At 67.2% G+C, this 18752-nt stretch carries 16 protein-coding genes; 3 read left to right on the forward strand and 13 right to left on the reverse strand.

Going from position 1 to position 18752, the window contains the following annotated elements; all coding sequences use genetic code 11:
• Nucleotides 1-7 precede the first annotated feature (7 nt).
• From ftsX to rhlB, 3 genes are all read right to left on the reverse strand, one after another.
• The gene (gene ftsX / locus N5J73_RS11580) at nt 8-955 is read right to left on the reverse strand and encodes a permease-like cell division protein FtsX (RefSeq protein WP_049446738.1); all 948 of its coding nucleotides are present in this window, start codon (nt 953-955) and stop codon (nt 8-10) included.
• Between the two features lie 3 nt (nt 956-958).
• Nucleotides 959-1645: a cell division ATP-binding protein FtsE gene (gene ftsE, locus N5J73_RS11585; RefSeq protein WP_005419728.1), complete on the reverse strand. Its 687-nt coding sequence runs from the start codon at nt 1643-1645 to the stop codon at nt 959-961.
• 104 nt (nt 1646-1749) lie between these two features.
• Nucleotides 1750-3474: an ATP-dependent RNA helicase RhlB gene (gene rhlB / locus N5J73_RS11590; RefSeq protein WP_049446740.1), complete on the reverse strand. Its 1725-nt coding sequence runs from the start codon at nt 3472-3474 to the stop codon at nt 1750-1752.
• Between the two features lie 510 nt (nt 3475-3984).
• Between rhlB and trxA the strand changes: the two genes are divergently transcribed.
• The 3 genes from trxA (at nt 3985) to N5J73_RS11605 (ending at nt 8085) form a co-directional block, all read left to right on the forward strand.
• Nucleotides 3985-4314, forward strand: coding sequence for a thioredoxin (trxA, locus tag N5J73_RS11595; RefSeq protein ID WP_005411275.1), 330 nt, complete (start codon nt 3985-3987; stop codon nt 4312-4314).
• 229 nt (nt 4315-4543) lie between these two features.
• Complete coding sequence (rho, locus tag N5J73_RS11600) at nt 4544-6301, forward strand: transcription termination factor Rho (protein WP_049446741.1); 1758 nt, start codon at nt 4544-4546, stop codon at nt 6299-6301.
• A gap of 209 nt (nt 6302-6510) precedes the next feature.
• Nucleotides 6511-8085: a sensor domain-containing diguanylate cyclase gene (locus N5J73_RS11605; RefSeq protein ID WP_049446743.1), complete on the forward strand. Its 1575-nt coding sequence runs from the start codon at nt 6511-6513 to the stop codon at nt 8083-8085.
• A 39-nt stretch (nt 8086-8124) separates the two neighbouring features.
• On the opposite strand, the gene N5J73_RS11610 is transcribed toward N5J73_RS11605, so the two are convergent.
• The 10 genes from N5J73_RS11610 to queF all read right to left on the reverse strand — a co-directional run bounded on the left by N5J73_RS11610 (nt 8125) and on the right by queF (nt 18616).
• Nucleotides 8125-9015 (reverse strand): TonB-dependent receptor, encoded by an 891-nt coding sequence (locus tag N5J73_RS11610; protein WP_049446745.1) that lies wholly within the window; start codon nt 9013-9015, stop codon nt 8125-8127.
• 80 nt (nt 9016-9095) lie between these two features.
• Nucleotides 9096-10826 (reverse strand): bifunctional isocitrate dehydrogenase kinase/phosphatase, encoded by a 1731-nt coding sequence (gene aceK / locus N5J73_RS11615; RefSeq protein WP_049446746.1) that lies wholly within the window; start codon nt 10824-10826, stop codon nt 9096-9098.
• 167 nt (nt 10827-10993) lie between these two features.
• Nucleotides 10994-11353, reverse strand: a complete 360-nt coding sequence (locus N5J73_RS11620; RefSeq protein ID WP_005419760.1) for a hypothetical protein — start codon at nt 11351-11353, stop codon at nt 10994-10996.
• A gap of 53 nt (nt 11354-11406) precedes the next feature.
• Nucleotides 11407-11823, reverse strand: coding sequence for a roadblock/LC7 domain-containing protein (locus N5J73_RS11625; protein WP_049446748.1), 417 nt, complete (start codon nt 11821-11823; stop codon nt 11407-11409).
• Nucleotides 11816-12364: an ATP/GTP-binding protein gene (locus N5J73_RS11630; RefSeq protein WP_049446749.1), complete on the reverse strand. Its 549-nt coding sequence runs from the start codon at nt 12362-12364 to the stop codon at nt 11816-11818. Before N5J73_RS11630 ends, N5J73_RS11625 begins: the two co-directional genes overlap by 8 nt.
• A complete protein-coding gene (locus N5J73_RS11635; protein ID WP_049446751.1) occupies nt 12357-13322 on the reverse strand; it encodes a hypothetical protein in 966 nt (321 codons plus the stop codon). The genes N5J73_RS11630 and N5J73_RS11635 overlap by 8 nt, the downstream gene beginning before the upstream one ends.
• Nucleotides 13323-13613: 291 nt before the next feature.
• Nucleotides 13614-15836, reverse strand: a complete 2223-nt coding sequence (locus N5J73_RS11640; RefSeq protein ID WP_164078586.1) for an NADP-dependent isocitrate dehydrogenase — start codon at nt 15834-15836, stop codon at nt 13614-13616.
• Between the two features lie 894 nt (nt 15837-16730).
• Nucleotides 16731-17243, reverse strand: a complete 513-nt coding sequence (locus N5J73_RS11645; RefSeq protein ID WP_049446756.1) for a hypothetical protein — start codon at nt 17241-17243, stop codon at nt 16731-16733.
• A 45-nt stretch (nt 17244-17288) separates the two neighbouring features.
• Entirely contained in the window at nt 17289-17582 is a 294-nt protein-coding gene (locus N5J73_RS11650) for a LysM peptidoglycan-binding domain-containing protein (protein ID WP_005419771.1), read from the reverse strand.
• A 215-nt stretch (nt 17583-17797) separates the two neighbouring features.
• Nucleotides 17798-18616 (reverse strand): NADPH-dependent 7-cyano-7-deazaguanine reductase QueF, encoded by an 819-nt coding sequence (gene queF / locus N5J73_RS11655; RefSeq protein ID WP_164078587.1) that lies wholly within the window; start codon nt 18614-18616, stop codon nt 17798-17800.
• Between the last annotated feature and the right edge of the window lie 136 nt (nt 18617-18752).

An 18752-nucleotide genomic window follows, 5' to 3' on the forward strand; every position in this document is an offset into this window, starting at 1 on the left:
GCCGGTCTCAGGTGTCGGTCGGGCGGGTCTGGCGGAGGAAGTGGCCGGTCACCAGCCATGCGCCCAGCCAGCCCAGCAACAGCGTGCCGAGCAGAACCAGACCGCCATGCAGCAGGTCCAGGCCATGCAGCACGAACGGGCTGCCGTAGCTGCGCGAGAGTTCGGCCAGCGGCACGCGCAGCGCGGCACCGGCGGCGGCGATCAGGGCCAGCGCGACCGCACCGGCCCCCAGGCCGTACCAGGCGCCCAGGTACAGGAACGGGCGGCGGATGAAGCCATCGCTGGCGCCCAGCAGCTGCAGCACGCCGATTTCCTCGCGACGGGCCTGGATGTCCAGGCGCACCGTGTTGCCGACCACCAGCGCGGCGCCGACGCCGAGCAGTACCGACAGCACCTGCACCAGCCGCGCGCCGAACGCCAGCCAGGCATCCAGGCGCTGGCGCCACAGTGCGTCGTGCTGCACCAGGTCGGCCTCGGGCAGGCTTTCCAGCGCGCGCGCCAGCCGCGCGTCGTCCTTGCCCTGGCCCGGGGTGATCACCAGCAGCGACGGCAGCGGGTTGTCGTTGAGTGCATCAATCGCCTCGCCGAGCCCGGCATCGCGCAGTTCCTGCAGGCCATGCTCCGGCGTGCGCACGTTCACCTCGGCTACGTCATCACGGTCGCGCAGCTGGCCGGCCAGGCGCAGCGCGCCGGGACCATCGACGTCGCCCTTCAGGAACACGTTGATGTCGCGCGACTGCTGCACGCTGCCGGCGAACTGCTTGAGGTTGTCCAGCGCGATCGACAGTCCCAGCGGCAGGGCCAGCGCCAGCGCCATGACCATCACCGTCAGCAGGGTCGCCCACGGCTTGCGGCAGGCGCGGCCCAGGCTGAACACCACGCTGTGCACGTGATGCTGGAACCAGACGCCCACGCGGGACGGGGCGGCGGCTTCGCTGTTTTCGTTCTTCGCCATCGATTACTCCGCCAGGTCCTGCGGCGAGATGTCATCCACCAGCCGGCCGTGGTCAAGGATCAGCACGCGCTTGCGCATGCGGCGCAGCAGCGGCAGGTCGTGGCTGACCACCAGCACGCTGGTGCCGCGCGAGGGCAGCTCGGCGAACAGGGCCATGATCTCCGCCGCCAGGGTCGGGTCGAGGTTGCCGGTCGGCTCGTCGGCCACCAGCAGCTTGGGCTCACCGACGATGGCGCGGGCGATGCCGACGCGCTGCTGCTCGCCGGCCGACAGCTGCGAGGGCAGCGCCTTCTCGCGATGGCCCAGGCCCATCCGCTCCAGCACCGAACGCACCCGCTTGTTGATGTCGCCGCGGCGGGTGCCGCGCAGGATCAGGGGCAGCGCCACGTTCTCGGCAATCGAGCGATCCATCAGCAGGCGATGGTCCTGGTAGACCGCTCCCACCGCGCGTCGGTGCCGGGGCACGTCGCCGCCGCGCACCTTCAGCAGGTTGCGCTCGTCGAACACCACCGCGCCGCGGCTGGGCCGCTCGTCCAGGTGGATCAACTTGAGCAGGGTGCTTTTGCCCGCACCGGAATGGCCGGTGACGAACAGCATCTCGCCCGGTGCGACCTCGAAGCTGACATCGGTCAGCGCCTCGTGGCCACCGGCGTACTGTTTGCTGACATTGTCGAAGCGCAGGACACTCATGCCCCGATTATGCAGGACCGGCGCGACGTCGTGGAGACGGTGGGTGCCGACCGTTGGTCGGCACGCCCTTCAAGCCACCCGACCAACGGTCGGGTGCCACCGGCTTAGCTGCCCGACAGCATCCGGCGGATCTTGCGGCCAATGCGGGTCAGGAACGAATCGCCAGTATCGGCAGCCGTACGCACCGGCTTGGCCACCACCTGCACCGGGGTGACCGGGCTGGCGCCATTGCCGGCGGCGCTCTGCACGCCCTCGGCACCTTCGACCGGACGGCCATGGCGACGACGACGGCGCTTGCGCGGCTTGTGCTCGCCGTCCACCGCACCTTCCGGTGCGCCTTCGGCACGCGGCGGGCGCGGCGGACGCGGAGCCTGGGCGGTGGCACCTTCGGCGCCGGCGGCCGGGGCGGCAGCGCCCTGCTCGCCTTCCACGCGCGGCTTGCGCGGGCCACGCGAGCGGCGTTCGCCGCTGCGCTCACCGTCACGGCCACCACGGCCACCACCACCGCCGGAACGGCCACCACTACGGCCACCGCCCCGACGCTCTTCCTCGGCGGCACGGGCTTCGCGCGCTTCGCGGAAGATCTGGCCGACGCTTTCGTTGTCCTCGCCTTCCTCGCCTGCAGCCGGAGCCGGGCGTTCCGGGCGCGGCAGCGGGGTCAACAGTTCCTTGGTGACCGGCTCGGACGGAATCTTCTGCTCGATGTAGGCCTCGATGTCCGGCAGGCCCATGGCGTAGCGTTCGCAGGCGAAGCTGATCGCATCACCTTCTTCGCCCAGGCGCGCGGTGCGGCCGATGCGGTGCACGTAGTCTTCGGCGTCGAACGGCAGGTCGTAGTTGTAGACGTACTTGATGCCATCGATGTGCAGGCCGCGCGCGGCCACGTCGGTGGCCACCAGGATTTCCAGCTGGCCCTTCTGGAAGCGGTTGAGCAGGCTCTCGCGCTTCTTCTGCGGCACGTCGCCGGACAGCACGCCGACACGGTAGCCGGCCTTTTCCAGCGAACGGGCAACGCGTTCGACGAACACCTTGGTGTTGACGAAGACCATGGTGCGCGCGCCTTCGCTGCGCGACAGCAGGCCCAGCAGCAACGGAATCTTCTCGTCGTCGGCCGGGAAATAGATGCGCTGGCGCACGCGCGCGGCGGTGATGGTCTCGGCTTCAACCACCAGCTTCTGCGGTTCGTTCATGTGCTCGTAGGCCAGCTCCAGCACGCGGTGGCTGAGGGTGGCACTGAACAGCAGGGTCTGGCGGGTGGTGCGCTCGGGCATGCGGCGCAGCAGGAAGCGGATGTCCTTGATGAAGCCCAGGTCGAACATGCGGTCGGCTTCGTCCAGCACGCAGATCTCGCAGGCGTGCAGCGATACCACCTTGTGCTGCTTCACGTAGTCGATCAGGCGGCCCGGGGTGGCGATGATCACGTCCACGCCCTGCTGCAGCAGTTCGCGCTGCTTGTCGTAATCCACGCCGCCGTAGACCAGCGCGAAACGCAGGCCCAGGTCGGAGCCGAACTTCACTGCATCCTTGTGGATCTGGATGGCCAGTTCGCGGGTCGGGGCGAGGATCAGCGCGCGCGGATCTTCCGGCTTGCGGTCAGCCAGGGCCGGACGCGTCAGCAGGCGGTTCACGACAGCGACCAGGAAGGCCAGGGTCTTGCCGGTGCCGGTCTGGGCCTGGCCGGCAACATCACCACCGGGCAGCGCGACCGGCAGGGTCAGCGCCTGGATCGGCGTGCAGCGGGTGAATCCGGCTCCTTCAAGGCCGGCCTGCAGGGCCGGATGCAGCTCGAAGGAGGAGAAGGTCAAATCGGTCAGCGGTTTGTCGCTCATGTGTCCGTCTTGGTATGGCCGCCGGCCCGTAGGGCGGCTGGCACTTCATCGTCTAGGGGCACCGTCGCAAACTGCGGCCCCTGCGGCGGGTTGGCAGGCTGGGACCACCCGGTCCGCGCGCCGCACAATGCCCCAGTTTAACGCACTCGGGCCAGCAAACCGGAATGACCCGTCTCATAAGACAAAGAGACGGCGACCTTCACCCAACCACACCGGACTTGAACGGCCCGGCCAGGGCCGCTGGTGTCGCCCACTGCCAGCCCCATCTACAGGAAGACAGTGAAATCCGACACATACCGGGCATCGAAGCGATCACGATACGCTGGGTTCCAGCCGGCGCCTGTCCCTGCCCTGCGATAGGGGTACACTTCCGGCCGTGAGCGTCCAGGCATCCCGCCGAACGCACCGCGGCAGTGCGCCGCGAGGCAACGACGAGGGTCGCGCCACCGGGCATGGCCCAGTTCACCCACCTCCGGCATGGCCGGGTGCAATCCAAGACGAGAAACCAAGATGAGCGACAAGGTTGTACATGTCGGCGACGCCGACTTTGATAGCGCAGTGCTGAATTCCAAGGAACCGGTGCTGGTCGATTTCTGGGCCGAGTGGTGTGGCCCCTGCAAGATGATCGCCCCGGCGCTGGACGAGCTGGCCGATGCCTACCAGGGCCGCGCCAAGATCGCCAAGGTCAACGTCGACCACAACCGCGCGCTGGCCGCCAAGTACCACGTGCGTTCGATCCCGTACCTGGTCGTGTTCAAGGACGGCGAGAAGGTCGGCGAGCAGATCGGTGCGGTGGGCAAGGCCCAGCTGGCCGGCCTGCTGGACAAGGCCCTGGCCTGATCCTGCTGTTCCCCGGCAGCCGTGGACCACGGCTGCCGGCGGGGCGCCCCGCGCCCATGATGAATGTTGTTCCCGGTGACCCTTGCACGGCGCCGCAGGCCGATGATAGTGTCGGCATATCCGGCCGCGTTCGCGTGCCGCACCCTCTGGACGCAGTTTCTTCCAGACCCATTCCCAACGTTCGCCGCCCCAGCCGGGCGCTCGCACCTTCAAGCGAGGAATAACGCTCTTGTCCGATAACACTTCCGAAACCGGCAGCGCCGATGCGCCCGCCGAAAAGCGCGTGCGCAAGCCCCGCGTAGCCAAGGCTGCCGCTCCGTCAGCCGCCGAAACCAGCGCCGCTCCGGCGCAGCCGACCCTGCCGCTGGCCGCCGCGCCCGAAGCGCCGGCACCGGCTGCAGCCGCCCCCGCACCGAGCGCGCCCGCCGCCGAGGCCCCTGCCAGCAGTGGCGGCGGCGAAGGCGGTGAGGGTCGCGAATCCGGCCAGCCGCGCCAGCAGAACCCCCAGGGCGGTGGCCAGAACCAGGGCCAGAACCCGTACAACCAGAACGGCCAGCAGGGCCAGGGCCAGGGGCAAGGTCAGGGCAACCGCCGCGACCGCTTCCGCAACCGCCGCGACCGTGACCGCAACAACCGCTTCCGCGACGACGGCCTGCCCAACGATGGCGGCGAGCAGCAGCCGTTCGTGCCGCGCCCGCACGCCAACGTGCCTGAGGGCTTCCCGGTCTACTCGCTGAGCGACCTCAAGCGCATGCCGGCGCAGAAGCTGCTGGAAATCGCCGAGCAGCTGCAGATCTCCGAAGGCGTGGCGCGCGCCCGCAAGCAGGATGTGATCTTCGCCCTGCTGAAGGTGCTGACCCGCCACGGTGACGGCGTCGCCGCCGATGGCGTGCTGGAAATCCTGCCGGACGGCTTCGGCTTCCTGCGCGCGGCCGAAGCCAGCTACCTGGCCGGCCCGGACGACACCTACATCTCGCCCAGCCAGATCCGCCGCTTCAACCTGCGCACCGGTGACCACATCTCCGGCCGCATCCGCTTCCCGAAGGACGGCGAGCGCTACTTCGCGCTGAACATCGTCGACACCATCAACGGTGAGCCGATCGAAGCGTCGAAGAACAAGGTGCTGTTCGAGAACCTGACAGCGCTGTTCCCGCGCCGCCGCTTCACCCTGGAGCGTGGCAACGGTTCGTCGGAAGACATCACCGGCCGCATCCTCGACCTGATGGCACCGCAGGGCAAGGGCCAGCGCTCGCTCATCGTGTCGCAGCCGAAGGCCGGCAAGACCATGATGATGCAGCAGGTCGCCACCGCCATCACCACCAACCATCCGGACGTGCACCTGATCGTGCTGCTGATCGACGAGCGCCCGGAAGAAGTGACCGAAATGCAGCGCACCGTGCGCGGCGAAGTCATCAGCTCGACCTTCGACGAGCCGGCCGCGCGCCACGTGCAGGTGGCCGAAATGGTCATCGAGCGCGCCAAGCGCCTGGTCGAGCACAAGAAGGACGTGGTGATCCTGCTCGACTCGATCACCCGCCTGGCCCGCGCCTACAACAACGTGGTGCCGAGCTCGGGCAAGGTGCTGACCGGTGGTGTGGACGCCAACGCCCTGCACCGCCCGAAGCGCTTCTTCGGTGCCGCGCGCAACGTGGAAGAAGGCGGCAGCCTGACCATCATCGCTACCGCGCTGGTCGACACCGGCTCGAAGATGGACGAGGTGATCTACGAAGAGTTCAAGGGCACCGGCAACAGCGAAGTGCACCTGAGCCGCCGCATCGCTGAAAAGCGCGTGTTCCCGGCCATCGACATCAACCGTTCCGGCACCCGCCGAGAAGACCTGCTGATCGAACCGGAACTGCTGCAGAAGATCTGGATCCTGCGCAAGCTGCTGCATCCGATGGATGAAATGGCCGCGATGGAGTTCCTGCTCGACAAGATGAAGAACACCAAGTCCAACGACGAGTTCTTCGGTTCGATGAAGCGCTGACCCCGGCGCTGCATCGGAAGAAACCTGCCGCTCGCTGCGGCAGGTTTTTTTTTGCCTGCAGGGCGACGCACTTCACTTCGCTGGCGCCCGCTTTTGGCGATAATCCGCGCGATACCCTGCCCGGCCCCCGTGGGCCCGGCCACCGATTCCCGCTGTCGCCCCTTCCGGAGAACCGGTCGGGTCCAGCCTCCTGCCGGATCCGTCGACGCATGCGAACGCTGTCTCCCCGCCTCAACCTGGGCAAGCTGATCCTCGCCTTGGCCCTGCTCAGCGCCATCATCGCCCTGGCCAACACTCTGCTGGCCAGCTATCGCGTGCAGCGGGACCAGCTGGTCGGCAACACACTGGAAGCCAACCGCGTCTATGCCACCAAACTGGCAGAGACCACCCAGAACTTCCTGCTGGCCGCACAGCAGCAGCTGGCCTATGCCGCGACCCGCCTGGGTGAGGACGACCTTGATCCGAAGCAGGCCCAGGATGAAGCCAGCCGCCTTCAGCTGCAGTCCAGCAGCTTCAACTCCTCGCTGGTGGTGGACGCCGACGGCCTGGTGATCGCCACCTCGCCACAGACCCTGCAGCTGCAGGGTGAGGTGCTGCACAGTGTCGGCAACAACGCAGCACTTGCAGCGCGCCAGCCGATGATCAGCGATCCCTACCAGTCGGCCACCGGCAAGCTGCTGGTGTCGCTGTCGCACCCGATCTTCGACCGCCAGGGCCGCTATCGCGGCTATGTAAGCGGCACGCTGTACCTACGCCAGCGCAGCGCACTGCACACGCTGCTGGGCAAGCACTACTACCGCGACGGTTCCTATCTATACGTGGTGGACCGCAATGGCCGCCTGCTGTACCACGCCGATGGCAAGCGCGTGGGTGACTACGTGGTTGGCAACCCGGCGGTGAAGGCGGTGGTACGCGGTGAACGCGGTGCGCAGCAGGTGCGCAACAACCTGGGCGTTTCGATGCTGGCCGGCTACGCACCGGTAACGGCCACCGGCTGGGGTATCATCGCGCAGCGCCCGACCGAGGCCACCCTGCAGCCATTGTCGCGGCTGATGACCGCGGTGATCTGGAATGCGATTCCGCTCGGCCTGCTGTCGCTGCTGGTCACCTGGTGGTTCGCGCGCCGCATTTCGATGCCGCTGTGGCAGCTGGCGCGCAACGTGCAGGGGGGCGAGGACACCGGCAACGCGATCAACCACGTCAGCGGCATCCGCGCGTGGTACTTCGAGGTTGCCCAGCTCAAGCAGGCGGTGCTGCACAGCTTCAACGCCCTGCAGGATCGTATCGGCACGCTCAACCGTGCCAGCCGTACCGACCCGCTGACCGGCCTGCTCAACCGTCGCGGCCTGCAGCAGGCGCTGGATGCGCTGCAGGTGCAGGGCATCCCGTTCGCGATCCTTGCGCTGGACATCGATCGCTTCAAGTCGATCAACGACAGTTACGGGCATGACGTCGGCGACAACGCCATCGTCCACATTGCTGACCAGATGCGCCGCTACTCGCGCGACAGCGACCTGCTCTGCCGCGCCGGTGGCGAGGAATTCCTGCTGCTGCTGCCGGGCATCAGTACCGACTCGGCGCGCCACGCTGGCGAGCGCCTGCGCCAGCACATCGCCGATCATCCGTTCGAACCGGTCGGCACCATCACCGTGTCGCTGGGCGTGGCCCACTTCCCGAGCTTCCATGTCGATGCCGAGCAGGCGCTGCGGCTGGCCGACAAGGCGCTGTACATGGCCAAGGAACAGGGCCGCAACCGGGTGGTGGTCTACCCGTACGCGGACTGAGAAGCGACCGGCCTGGCCGACCGCTTCACCGCAGCGGGCTCAGCGCTGGGCCAGCGGCGTCAGCAGGCGCAGGCCGCGCTGGGTGCCATCGACCATGTACACGCCCCCGGCCGGTAGCAGATCACTGCCCGCCTGTTCGATAGCGTCCGGCTTGCGCCACGGTGCCGCCTGGCGCGGGCCGGGGATGAAGGCACGCCAGCGGCCATAGCGTTCCGGCTGGCCGTTGTCGCTGTTGTTCAGGGCGAAGGTGACCGGCACACGCACGGTCCAGGAATCCAGCGTGCTGTCCTCGCCGGTGGTCGGGGGGACGAAGGTCCACTTGCGCGCGCCGCCGATGCTGGCCTTGGCGAGTAGGTCGCGCATCTTGGCCATGGTCCTCTCCGGCGCTACGACGGTCATGTTCACCTGTTCGGCAATGACGTCGGCCACGGTGCCGTCGCGGGCCACCTTGACCAGCAGCAGCACGTCACCCTGCCCGCCATTGCGGAAAACATCCTCGGGATAGCGCGGTGCCGGCGTGTGCTTCTGGGTCACCGAATCGGTAGCCTTCGGATCATATTCACTGAAATCAACACTGGTCATGCTGATCTGGTAGCTGCCGTCGTTCTGCTCCTTGCCACGCAGGCGAACCCGCAGTGGCGCGTGGACGGCCACCGGCTTGCCATCGTGCAGGGTCGGCTCGAACTGCCAGCCACGGATGGCGCCCTCCACGAACGACGCGATGCCTGGTGCGAGCATTGCCCGCTGGTCCAGGACCAGCTTGCTGACCGAACCGTCGGCCGCGACGTCGATACTGCCCGACAGTGCCATGCTCATTTCGGCCGTGGCGCGCACGGCGCGCGCGTTCTGGGCGACGGCATCGGCTGGCAGCAGGGGGGCACCGGCGGAGAACGCCAGGGCCAGCGCAAGGAACAGGGGGGAACGCATCATTGCCGGATCCGTGGTGATGAAGTCAGCGCCGAGCGTACCGCAGTCCGGACCGGACCGGCAGGCGGTTCACGCCAATCCGTTCAGGCCAGGCGATGGGCCGTCGCGTAGGGCGGCGTATCCGGATAATCACCACGGGCGAAGCGTTCCTGCAGGCCCTGCCACCAGCCCGGATCGAACAGGTGCGGGTAGTGCTCGCGCACCGCGGCCAACTCGCTCGCCGGCAGGCCCATGAACGGGCCGAAGCGCTCCGGGAACACATCGCGCGGACCGACATGGAACCAAGGCTCGTCGGCCATGGCCTCCTCCGGCGTACGCGGCTGCGGCCACGCGCGGAACACGCAGTCGCTGACCAGGCACAGCTCGTCATAGTCGTAGAACACGGCCCGACCATGCCTCGATACGCCGAAGTTCTTCGGCAGCATGTCACCGGGGAAGATGTTGTTGCGCGCCATGTCGGTGATGGCCTGAGCGTAGTCGAGCACCGCCGCGCGCACGGCTTCGCCTCCCTGCTCGCGCAGATACAGGTTCAATGGACGGAAGCGGCGCTGCACGTAGCAAAGTGAAACCTCCACCTGGTCGCCATCGACGCGCACGCTCTGCGCACACTGCTGCTGCAGTTCACCCAGCAGGGCCGGCGCGAAGCGCTCGCGCGGGAAGCGCAGATGACGATAGGGCTGTGCATCGAGCAGGCGGCCGACACGATCAAGGTTGAACACCAGCGCGTACTTTTCTTCCACCTGCTGCCGCGACATCGCCTTGGGCCAGGCGAAACGGTCGCGGATCAGCTTGAATACCAGTGGGTAGCTGGGCAGGGTGAACACCGCCATGACCATGCCCGGCGTGCCTTCGGCGTGCACCAGCCGCTCCTGCGGATGCTCATTGAAGTGGCGGAAGAAGGTGCGGTAGCGCTCGGTCTTTCCCTGCTTGGCGCGGCCCAGCACCGTGTAGATCTCATCGATGGGCTTGCCCGGCAGCAGGCTGCGCAGGAACACCACCGCGTCACCCACCGTGGCGAGGTCGGCCTGGAAATAACTGCGCGACACGCCGAACAGGTGGGCGACATCGCGACGACGGGTCAGCACTGCATCGGCACGCAGGCCACGCTCGTCGTTGACCAGGGCAATGACGCACGGCGAAAAGCGATGCTCGCCGAACACGCGACCGACCAGGTAGGCGCGGCGCTCGCGGTAGAACACGGTGTCGAGCAGCTCGATGCTGCGTACCGGCGTGTCACCCCAGTGGGCCAGATCATCCTGCAGGCGCACCACGATGGCCGCGGCGCAGCGCAGCTGGTGCGCATAGGGGATGTCGAAGCGATAGTCGGCCAGCACCCGCTGCAACGCCTCCACCGGCCGCGTCGGCGAGACCGCATAGGTATGCCGTGCCACCGGATGGGTGATGGCATCGGATGGCTCGACGTCGAAAGCAATGAATTCCAGCGCCGGGTCCACGCCGCGGGTAGCAAACAGGCGCCGCGACAGCGTGTTGTAGAAGGTCTTGTACAGCTCGGCGTCGATCAGGCCCTGCAGCAGCGCGCTGTACTGGGCGTGCACCTGCAGCCACAACGCGCGCTCGCCGATCGCGTCACCGGCGAGGCGACGCAGCGCATCCATCTGCTCGGCAATGCACAGGTCGTACAGGGCGATGCGCTCGACCGCATCCTGACGCGCACCGGCCCAGTCGCGCTGCTCGAAACGCAGCCGTGCACGGGCGGTGATTGCCGCAAAGCGGGCGTGGTACTGCTCGAAACCATCGCGGATGGCGCCGGCGATACGCGGCGCGAGTTCGGCAGCGATGTCAGGCTGGGACATGCACGGCTCGGCAGGGAGACGGGCATCCACCATACGCCGGCGTGGGGTGACTTGTGTAGAGTCGAGCCATGCTCGACTGCTTTCGGCCGAAGTCGAGCATGGCTCGACTCTACAGAAGGCAGGGGCAGAAGCAGTCGAGCAAGCTCGACTCTACAAGAGCCGGCGGCTCAGATCGCCAGTTCGGCCTCCACGTCCTGCACCTTGCGCCGGGCCAGCGCCAGGTTGGACTTGGTGCGGTCCAGCACGATGTAGAAGAACAGGCCCTTCTTCTTCGCCACCGGGCGCATGATGTGGTAGGCCTTGCCCAGCGAGATCAGGATGTCCTCAATGCTGTCGTTGAGGTTCAGCGACGCGGCGGTCTTCATCTTGGCGCGGATCACTTCGGTGTTGCCGGCGGCGGCCACTTCCATGTCCATGCCGGCACCGGCTTCGCCCAGCAGCATGCCGCTTTCGTAGTCAACCAGCGCCACCGCCTGCGCGCCGTCGATGCCCATCAGTGCGTTCAACGATTCATTCAATCCAGCCACGTCGCACCCCTTGTCGATGTTGGTTCGAGCCCCTCGTTCCCCTGCGGCCGGGCTCACGATCCGCCGAGTTCGGCCAGGATCGCCTGGCCACATTCCCTGCTCTGCCACAGCACCTGGCCGATCACGCTGCGCTGGTCGCAGGCCGCCATCAGCAGGAGTGGTGCACGCCCGTCGGCCTGGATCGCCAGCATCAGCACCTTGCCGCCTGCGGCTTCCAGCATCAGTGTCTGCAGATCGCCCAGCACCAGTTCGCGCCCGACCGCTGCAGCCAGTGCCAGCATCGCGCTGGTCATCGCTGCCAGCCGTTCGCCGCGCCCTTCGGCCCCGGCACTGACCAGGGCGAAGCCATCGACACTGGCCAGCACCACCGTGCGCACGCCTTCCACCCGCTGCTGCAGGTCCTGCAGCAGCGGCTGCAGGCGCTCACGCTGGCCGGCATCGGGCAGCACCGCCATCTGCCCGTCAGCCATGCGCCGCCACCAGTGCGTGCGCTTCCATTTCGCTCATCAGTAAGTCCATCAGCAGCAATCCCTGTTCGCGGTCGCGGGTATCCACGGCCAGTAGCGGCAGCGGCTGGTCATCGAGGCAGGCACGGGTGGCCCAGTCATCCAGCGCGGCCTGTGGTGCCTGGTCGAGATGGGTCACCGCCACCACCAGTGCCAAGGAAGATGCGAACGGCTGCAGCACCTGCAGGTAGTCCTCCAGCTCGCTGGCCAACCCGGCACGGCGCGCGTCCAGCAGCAGCACCGCGCCACGCGCACCCTGCAGCAGGATCGGCCACAGGAAATCGAAGCGCTGTTGCCCGGGCGTTCCATAGAGACGCAGGCGCTCGCCATTGGGCAGGTCGATGTCTGCATAGTCCAGCGCGACCGTGGTGGAAGCCTTGTCGGCACCGAGGCGATCACTGTTGGCCACATCCGTGTCGATCACCGCACCCCTGGCGATGCTGCGCACCAGCGTCGACTTGCCGCTGCCCATGCCGCCCAGCACCACCACCTTGTGCTCACGCATTGCGCTCGCTCCCGCGCAGGTGCCGCCACAGGCGGGCAAGCAACCCGTTGTCGGTGCGGATGCCACCTGTCGCCATCATCGGCGTCGCCGGGGCGGGCTGCAGCTGCGCGTAACCGCACAGGTAGGCGGCATGGATGAAATCGCGCACCGCCGCTGCAGGCAGTTCCAGCAGCATCGCACACTCGTCAACCGTGCACGCGCGCTTGAGCAGCAGCGAGCACAGGCGGAAACCATCGTGGTCGTGACCCAGTACGCGGAAATCCGGCCAGCGCAGCAGCTTCACCGAGGCGCCGCGCAGGCGTTCGTCCAGTGCCTGCCAATGGCGGCTGCGTTGCGCCCATTGCCATAACAGCGGCCGCAGCGGCTGGCGTGGTCGCTCACCACCCAGCGCCTGCAGGCGCGCCGGTGTCAGTGCATCCAGCTGCAGGCGTTCGAAGGCATCGGCCAGGCGCTCCACCAGCGCGCTCGCGGGCTCCTGCAACAGCACGGCCTGGTCATGCTCCAGGTCCATCAGCAGCAATGGCTCGCCTGCATCACTCAACAATGCCTGCCCTTGCCTCAAAGGCAGCCGCTCGCGCAGCAGGCGGGTGATGGCGTGCGCGCCATCGGCCAGGCGGATCGGTGCGGGTGCGTGCATGGCCATGGACTCCGGTGCCAACTGCATGCGGCGCAGCGCGCGGCCGATGGCACCATCGTCAAGCACATCCTGGTGCCCGTCGCCATCACGCAGCTGGCCGCCGATATCTTCGATCCAGCACTGTAATCGCGGGTGCTGCTGGCGCATGCGCTGGGCCGCGTTGCGCAGCGCCGGCGTATCGCGGATGACCAGCAGGTCGCAATCGTCCAGGTCCTGGCTGCGGCGGATCTGGCCGTCCGGCAGGGCCGATGCCACGCGCAGCCGCTGCAGCAGGGCCTGCTCGCCCTGGATGTCGGTTCCCACCACCAGCACGCGTGCCATCCGTGATCCCCGAGCGACCACCTCCCCGGTGGTCTCGCGTCGCCAAGGCTAGGGCATCGCCAACGGCGGCCGTCGTGATCGACTGCTCAGATCGAGGGCGGTGGCAGAACCACTCTTATCGGTTATGCGACGGCCATCGCGGGCAAGTTTCATGCCTCATTGACGGCATTCCGACAGTCGACGGATGTCACGGTTCTGGATGCGGGTCGAATGGGGGTCAGATTCCGAGCCGAAAAAAAAGAAACCCGCGCCTAGGCGCGGGTTTCGGTATCACGGCCGAACGGCAGTGGATCAGCCGCGCAGCTGCTCCAGCGCGGCGTTGAAGGTCGCGCTCGGGCGCATCGCCTTGCTGGCCTTGGCCACGTCCGGACGGTAGTAGCCGCCGATGTCCACTGCCTTGCCCTGCACGGCGATCAGCTCTTCGACGATCTTCTGCTCGTTGTCGGTCAGCGCCTTGGCCAGCGGGGCGAAGCGTGCCTTCAGCGCAGCATCTTCGTCCTGCGCGGCCAGCGCCTGCGCCCAGTACAGCGCGATGTAGAAGTGGCTGCCACGGTTGTCGATGCCACCCAGCTTGCGCGACGGCGACTTGTCGTTGTCCAGGAACTGGCCGTTGGCTTCGTCCAGCGCCTTGGCCAGCACGCGGGCGGCAGCGTTGTCGTAGCGGTTGCCCAGGTGTTCCAGCGACGCGGCCAGGGCCAGGAACTCACCCAGCGAATCCCAGCGCAGGTAGTCCTCTTCAACAAACTGCTGCACGTGCTTCGGGGCCGAACCACCGGCGCCGGTCTCGAACAGGCCACCACCGGCCATCAGCGGCACGATCGACAGCATCTTGGCGCTGGTGCCCAGCTCCATGATCGGGAACAGGTCGGTCAGGTAGTCGCGCAGCACGTTGCCAGTCACCGAGATGGTGTCCTCGCCCTTGCGGATGCGGTCCAGCGAGAACGCGGTGGCTTCCACCGGCGGCAGGATGCGGATGTCCAGGCCGTTGGTGTCGTGGTCCTTCAGATACTGCTCGACCTTGGCGATGACCTGCGCGTCGTGGGCGCGGGCGGCGTCCAGCCAGAACACGGCCGGGGTGCTGCTCAGGCGGGCGCGTTCGACGGCCAGTTTCACCCAGTCCTGGATCGGCGCGTCCTTGGTCTGGCACATGCGCCAGATGTCACCGGCTTCCACGGCGTGTTCGAACACCACGGTGCCGGCGTCGTCGGTGACCTTGACCACGCCATCGGCGGCAATCTGGAAGGTCTTGTCGTGCGAGCCGTACTCTTCGGCCTTCTGCGCCATCAGGCCGACGTTCGGCACCGAGCCCATGGTGGCCGGGTCGAAGGCGCCGTGCGCCTTGCAGTCGTCGATGACCGCCTGGTACACGCCGGCGTAGCAGCGGTCCGGAATGACGGCCTTGGTGTCCTGCAGCTTGCCTTCAGCGTTCCACATCTTGCCGGAGTCGCGGATCATCGCCGGCATCGAGGCGTCGACGATCACGTCGCTCGGCACATGCAGGTTGGTGATGCCCTTGTCCGAGTTGACCATGGCCACGCCCGGGCGCTGTGCGTACTCGGCAGCCAGGTCGGCTTCGATCGCAGCGCGGGTGGCTTCGGGCAGCGACGGCAGGCGCGCAGCCAGGTCACCGATGCCGTTGTTGGCATCGAAACCGGCCTGCTTGAGCACGTCGGCATGCTTGGCAAGCACGTCCTTGTAGAACTCGTTGACGGCCACGCCGAACATGATCGGGTCGGAGACCTTCATCATGGTCGCCTTCAGGTGCAGCGAGAACAGCACGCCCTGGGCCTTGGCATCGGCAATCTGCTCACTGATGAAGGCGGCCAGTGCCTTGCGGCTCATCACCGCGGCATCGACGATCTCGCCGGCCTTGACCGCGGTCTTTTCCTTCAGCACGACGGTGCTGCCGTCCTTGCCGTGGAAGGTGATCTTCAGCGCACCGACGTTGGCCAGGGTGGCCGACTTCTCGCTGCCGTAGAAATCACCGGCGGCCATGTGCGCGACGTGCGACTTCGAATCCGACGCCCAGGCGCCCATGCGGTGCGGGTGCTTGCGCGCGTAGTTCTTCACCGACAGCGGCGCGCGGCGGTCCGAATTGCCTTCGCGCAGCACCGGGTTCACCGCACTGCCCTTGACCTTGTCGTAGCGCGCCTTGTAGTCGCGCTGCTGATCGTCGGCCGGGGTTTCCGGGTAATCCGGCAGCGGATAGCCCTGGTCCTGCAGTTCCTTGATGGCCGCCTTCAACTGCGGCACCGAGGCGGAGATGTTCGGCAGCTTGATGATGTTGGCATCCGGCGTGGTCGCCAGCTGGCCGAGTTCGGCCAGGTCGTCGCTGACCTTCTGCGCGTCGCTGAGCAGTTCCGGGAACAGCGACAGGATGCGGCCGGACAGCGAGATGTCACGGGTTTCCACCACGATGCCGGCAGTGGCGGTGTAGGCGCCGACGATCGGCAGCAGCGACTGGGTGGCCAGGAACGGGGCTTCGTCGGTCAGCGTGTAGAGGATCTTGGACATGGGGGACTTGGACTCTGTAGCAATGCTCAGGGGAAGGCCGGCGCCAGCGCCGGGCCACGTGCAACCGTGTCGCTTTCCCCCGTCGCCGTCAGGGTGGGCGCGCGGCGGGGAAACCCCTGCATTGTCGCGTTTTCAGCCGCGCGGGGCAAAGCCACGCCATACGCGGCGGTACTGCACCACTGTGTTGCGCCGCCGGTTCGCTTCCGGCCTGGAACCTGAAGCTTGGTTGGCTAGTCCGCCTTCCCGCTCGTGGAGGCACGTACGACCCACTCCGACAATCGCGGCCCCCACTCGGCACGCCTTGGACAGGTCAATGTCTGTGAGTGCTTGCTTCGCTGGAAGTCGCAGATGCGGAATCTCCCAACGACGGCGGCTAGGCCGGCGAGTTCATCAGCCGTCGCTGCAGCGCCTCGGATGTGCAGCGACCCGGCGCCGGAGGATCCGGGTCGAACGTAGACGTCGTACCGGGTGGAACGCCCTTCCGCCCTTGCATACGCCGACACGGCATATCCGCCGTCCGTGAAGCGCAGATCCGGCGTGCTTCCTGGCACAGGCTTTTCGGGGGCATCGCCCTCGTAGATCAGGGCAACTTCCCTATCGCCGCGCCTGACGCGGTGCAGACCAAAGTCGACAGGTGCCTCGTAGGTCACGGACATGCCCGTCGGCACGCGCAGACAGGCGCCGTATAGAAAGTGGTCGCAGCCGTAGCTCCAGAGATCCGCGGATCCCGCTGCGAGCGTGAGCGCAATCCAGCTGAGCATTCCGTCCCCGACCTGTCCGTGTTGCGTTCAGCGTACCCCGGTAGCCCTCCAGAGCGGGCATCGCCCAATAAAAAAGGACGCAGCCTCGCGGCTGCGTCCATCGTGAGCCCTGCCGGGAGAGAGTCGGCAGGACTTACTTGACCTCGAACTCCTGCGGCGTTCCGGCCGCCTTGCCATCGACGGTGACCTCGGCGCGGTACTTGCCGGCCGGCCAGCCCTTTGCATTCTTGAACGTGACGTTGGTGGTTTCCGCACCGCTGGTGTTCAGGGTGGCGTTCTGTTCGCCGGCCACCTGGCCGTCCTGGTAGGTCAGCTTCGCGCCAACGGTGACGTTGTTGGCGGCGCCGTCGGTCTTGACCGAGACGATGACGTCATCCTTCGGTGCGAACAATGCCGTGGTCGCAACCGACTTGTCGGCGGCGGCGGTCTTGCCGACGGTGACCGACGAGACGCTGACTGCGGCGGCCTCGGCCATCGGCGGCGGTGCGCCGGTCATCGGCGCCGGCGCTGCAGGTTCGGCCGGGGCGGTCGCTGCCGGAGCGGCGTTGGTGTCGGTCGACTCTTCTTTCTTCTTGCAACCGACCAAGGCAACGCTGCCCAGCAGGGCGGCGATCAGGGCGGTCTGGAGCGGGGTGGTCTTGATCATTCGGGGTTCCTCCCAGGGATTGTCGGACGGCGTTCGATGGCCGGCTTACTTCGGCGGCAGCTTCAGGGTCTGGCCCGGGAAGATCTTGTCCGGGTCATCAAGCACATCGCGGTTGGCTTCGAAGATCTTCTTCCAGGCATTGGCATCGCCCAGATGCTGCTTGGCGATCTTCGACAGCGAGTCACCCTTCTGCACGGTGTAGGTGCCGCCGCTGACAACGTCTGCGGTGCTGTCCACCGAGGCGCTGACGCCGGAGAAGTCCGCCTTCGGCACCTGCTCGGCGGTACTGTCGACGCTGCCACTGACGCCGGAGAAATCGGCTTTCTTCTCGGTACTCATCCACAACTCCCGTCTGCATGACTACGTGATTCGCACGGTGCCATGGAGGTTGTTAAATGGGGATGGTGCAGATGTGAAGCCGCCCCCGGGGGCGGCTGAACAATCGGGAGAGACGGTGTCCGGTCGTGCCGGCCGCTGTGGCCGGCTTGGCCTGCACGCGGGTTCCACGCGGTTGCCGGCCAGCGGCCGGCACTACCCGTAACCGCCTGAGGCGGTTACTGCCGCAGTTCGCGGTAGGTCGCAGCCGGGGCGGCGATGCCGGGGCTGGCACGCCAGGGGTTGATGTCCAGACCGCCACGGCGGGTATAGCGGGCCTCCACTTCCAGCCACTGCGGCTGGCAGCGCGCAGACACCTCACTGAAGATCCGTTCAACGCACTGTTCGTGGAACTCCGCATGCTCACGGTAGCTGACCAGATAGCGCAGCAGGCCGGCACGGTCGATCTTCGGCCCACGGTAACGCAGGCTGACCGTGGCCCAGTCTGGCTGGCCGGTGACCGGGCAGTTGGACTTCAGCAACGATGAGACCAGGGTCTCCTCCACCACCTCGCCCGCATCGGCGGCGAGGAAGTCCGCCTGCGGCGGGCCGTAGCAGTCGATCTCCACGTCCAGCCCGTCGATGGATTCACCGAGCGGCGTCTCGCGCAGGCCCGGCAGGCCGAACCGCACCTGCACCGGCGCACCGGCGCAGGCCGACAGATCGGTCACCAGGCGTTCGCGCAGTACCTCGGCGCTGTCGATACGGGTGCTGTTGAGGGAGTTGAGGTACAGCTTGAACGACTTCGATTCGACCAGCCGCGGCGAGGTGCACGGCACCTGCACGGTGGCGACGGCGACCTGCGGCTTGCCGCGCGGGTCGAGCCAGCTCAGCTCGAAGGCATGCCAGCGGTCATGGCCGACGAACGGCAGCGCGCCGTCATCGAGGCCGATCTCGGCGCGGGCGCCGCTGCGCGGGATGGGAAACAGCAGGCCGGGATCGTACTGCGACGGGTAACTGACCTCGCGACCGAGGCTGGAATCCTGTGGGGTGTTCATGGGGGTCATTGTATCGCGCGAAGGGCGGGCCTTCGGCCGGGTCGGCCAACGGCGGAGCCCCTCCGTGGTGGTTTTGTTGGTTGGTCGTGGAAGGCGGTCTATCGGCTTGGCCGGGTGGGTAGGCGGGTCGGGGGAC

This window comes from Stenotrophomonas sp. GD03654, from assembly GCF_029845105.1.
In the GTDB taxonomy this organism is placed as follows: Bacteria; Pseudomonadota; Gammaproteobacteria; order Xanthomonadales; family Xanthomonadaceae; genus Stenotrophomonas; species Stenotrophomonas africana.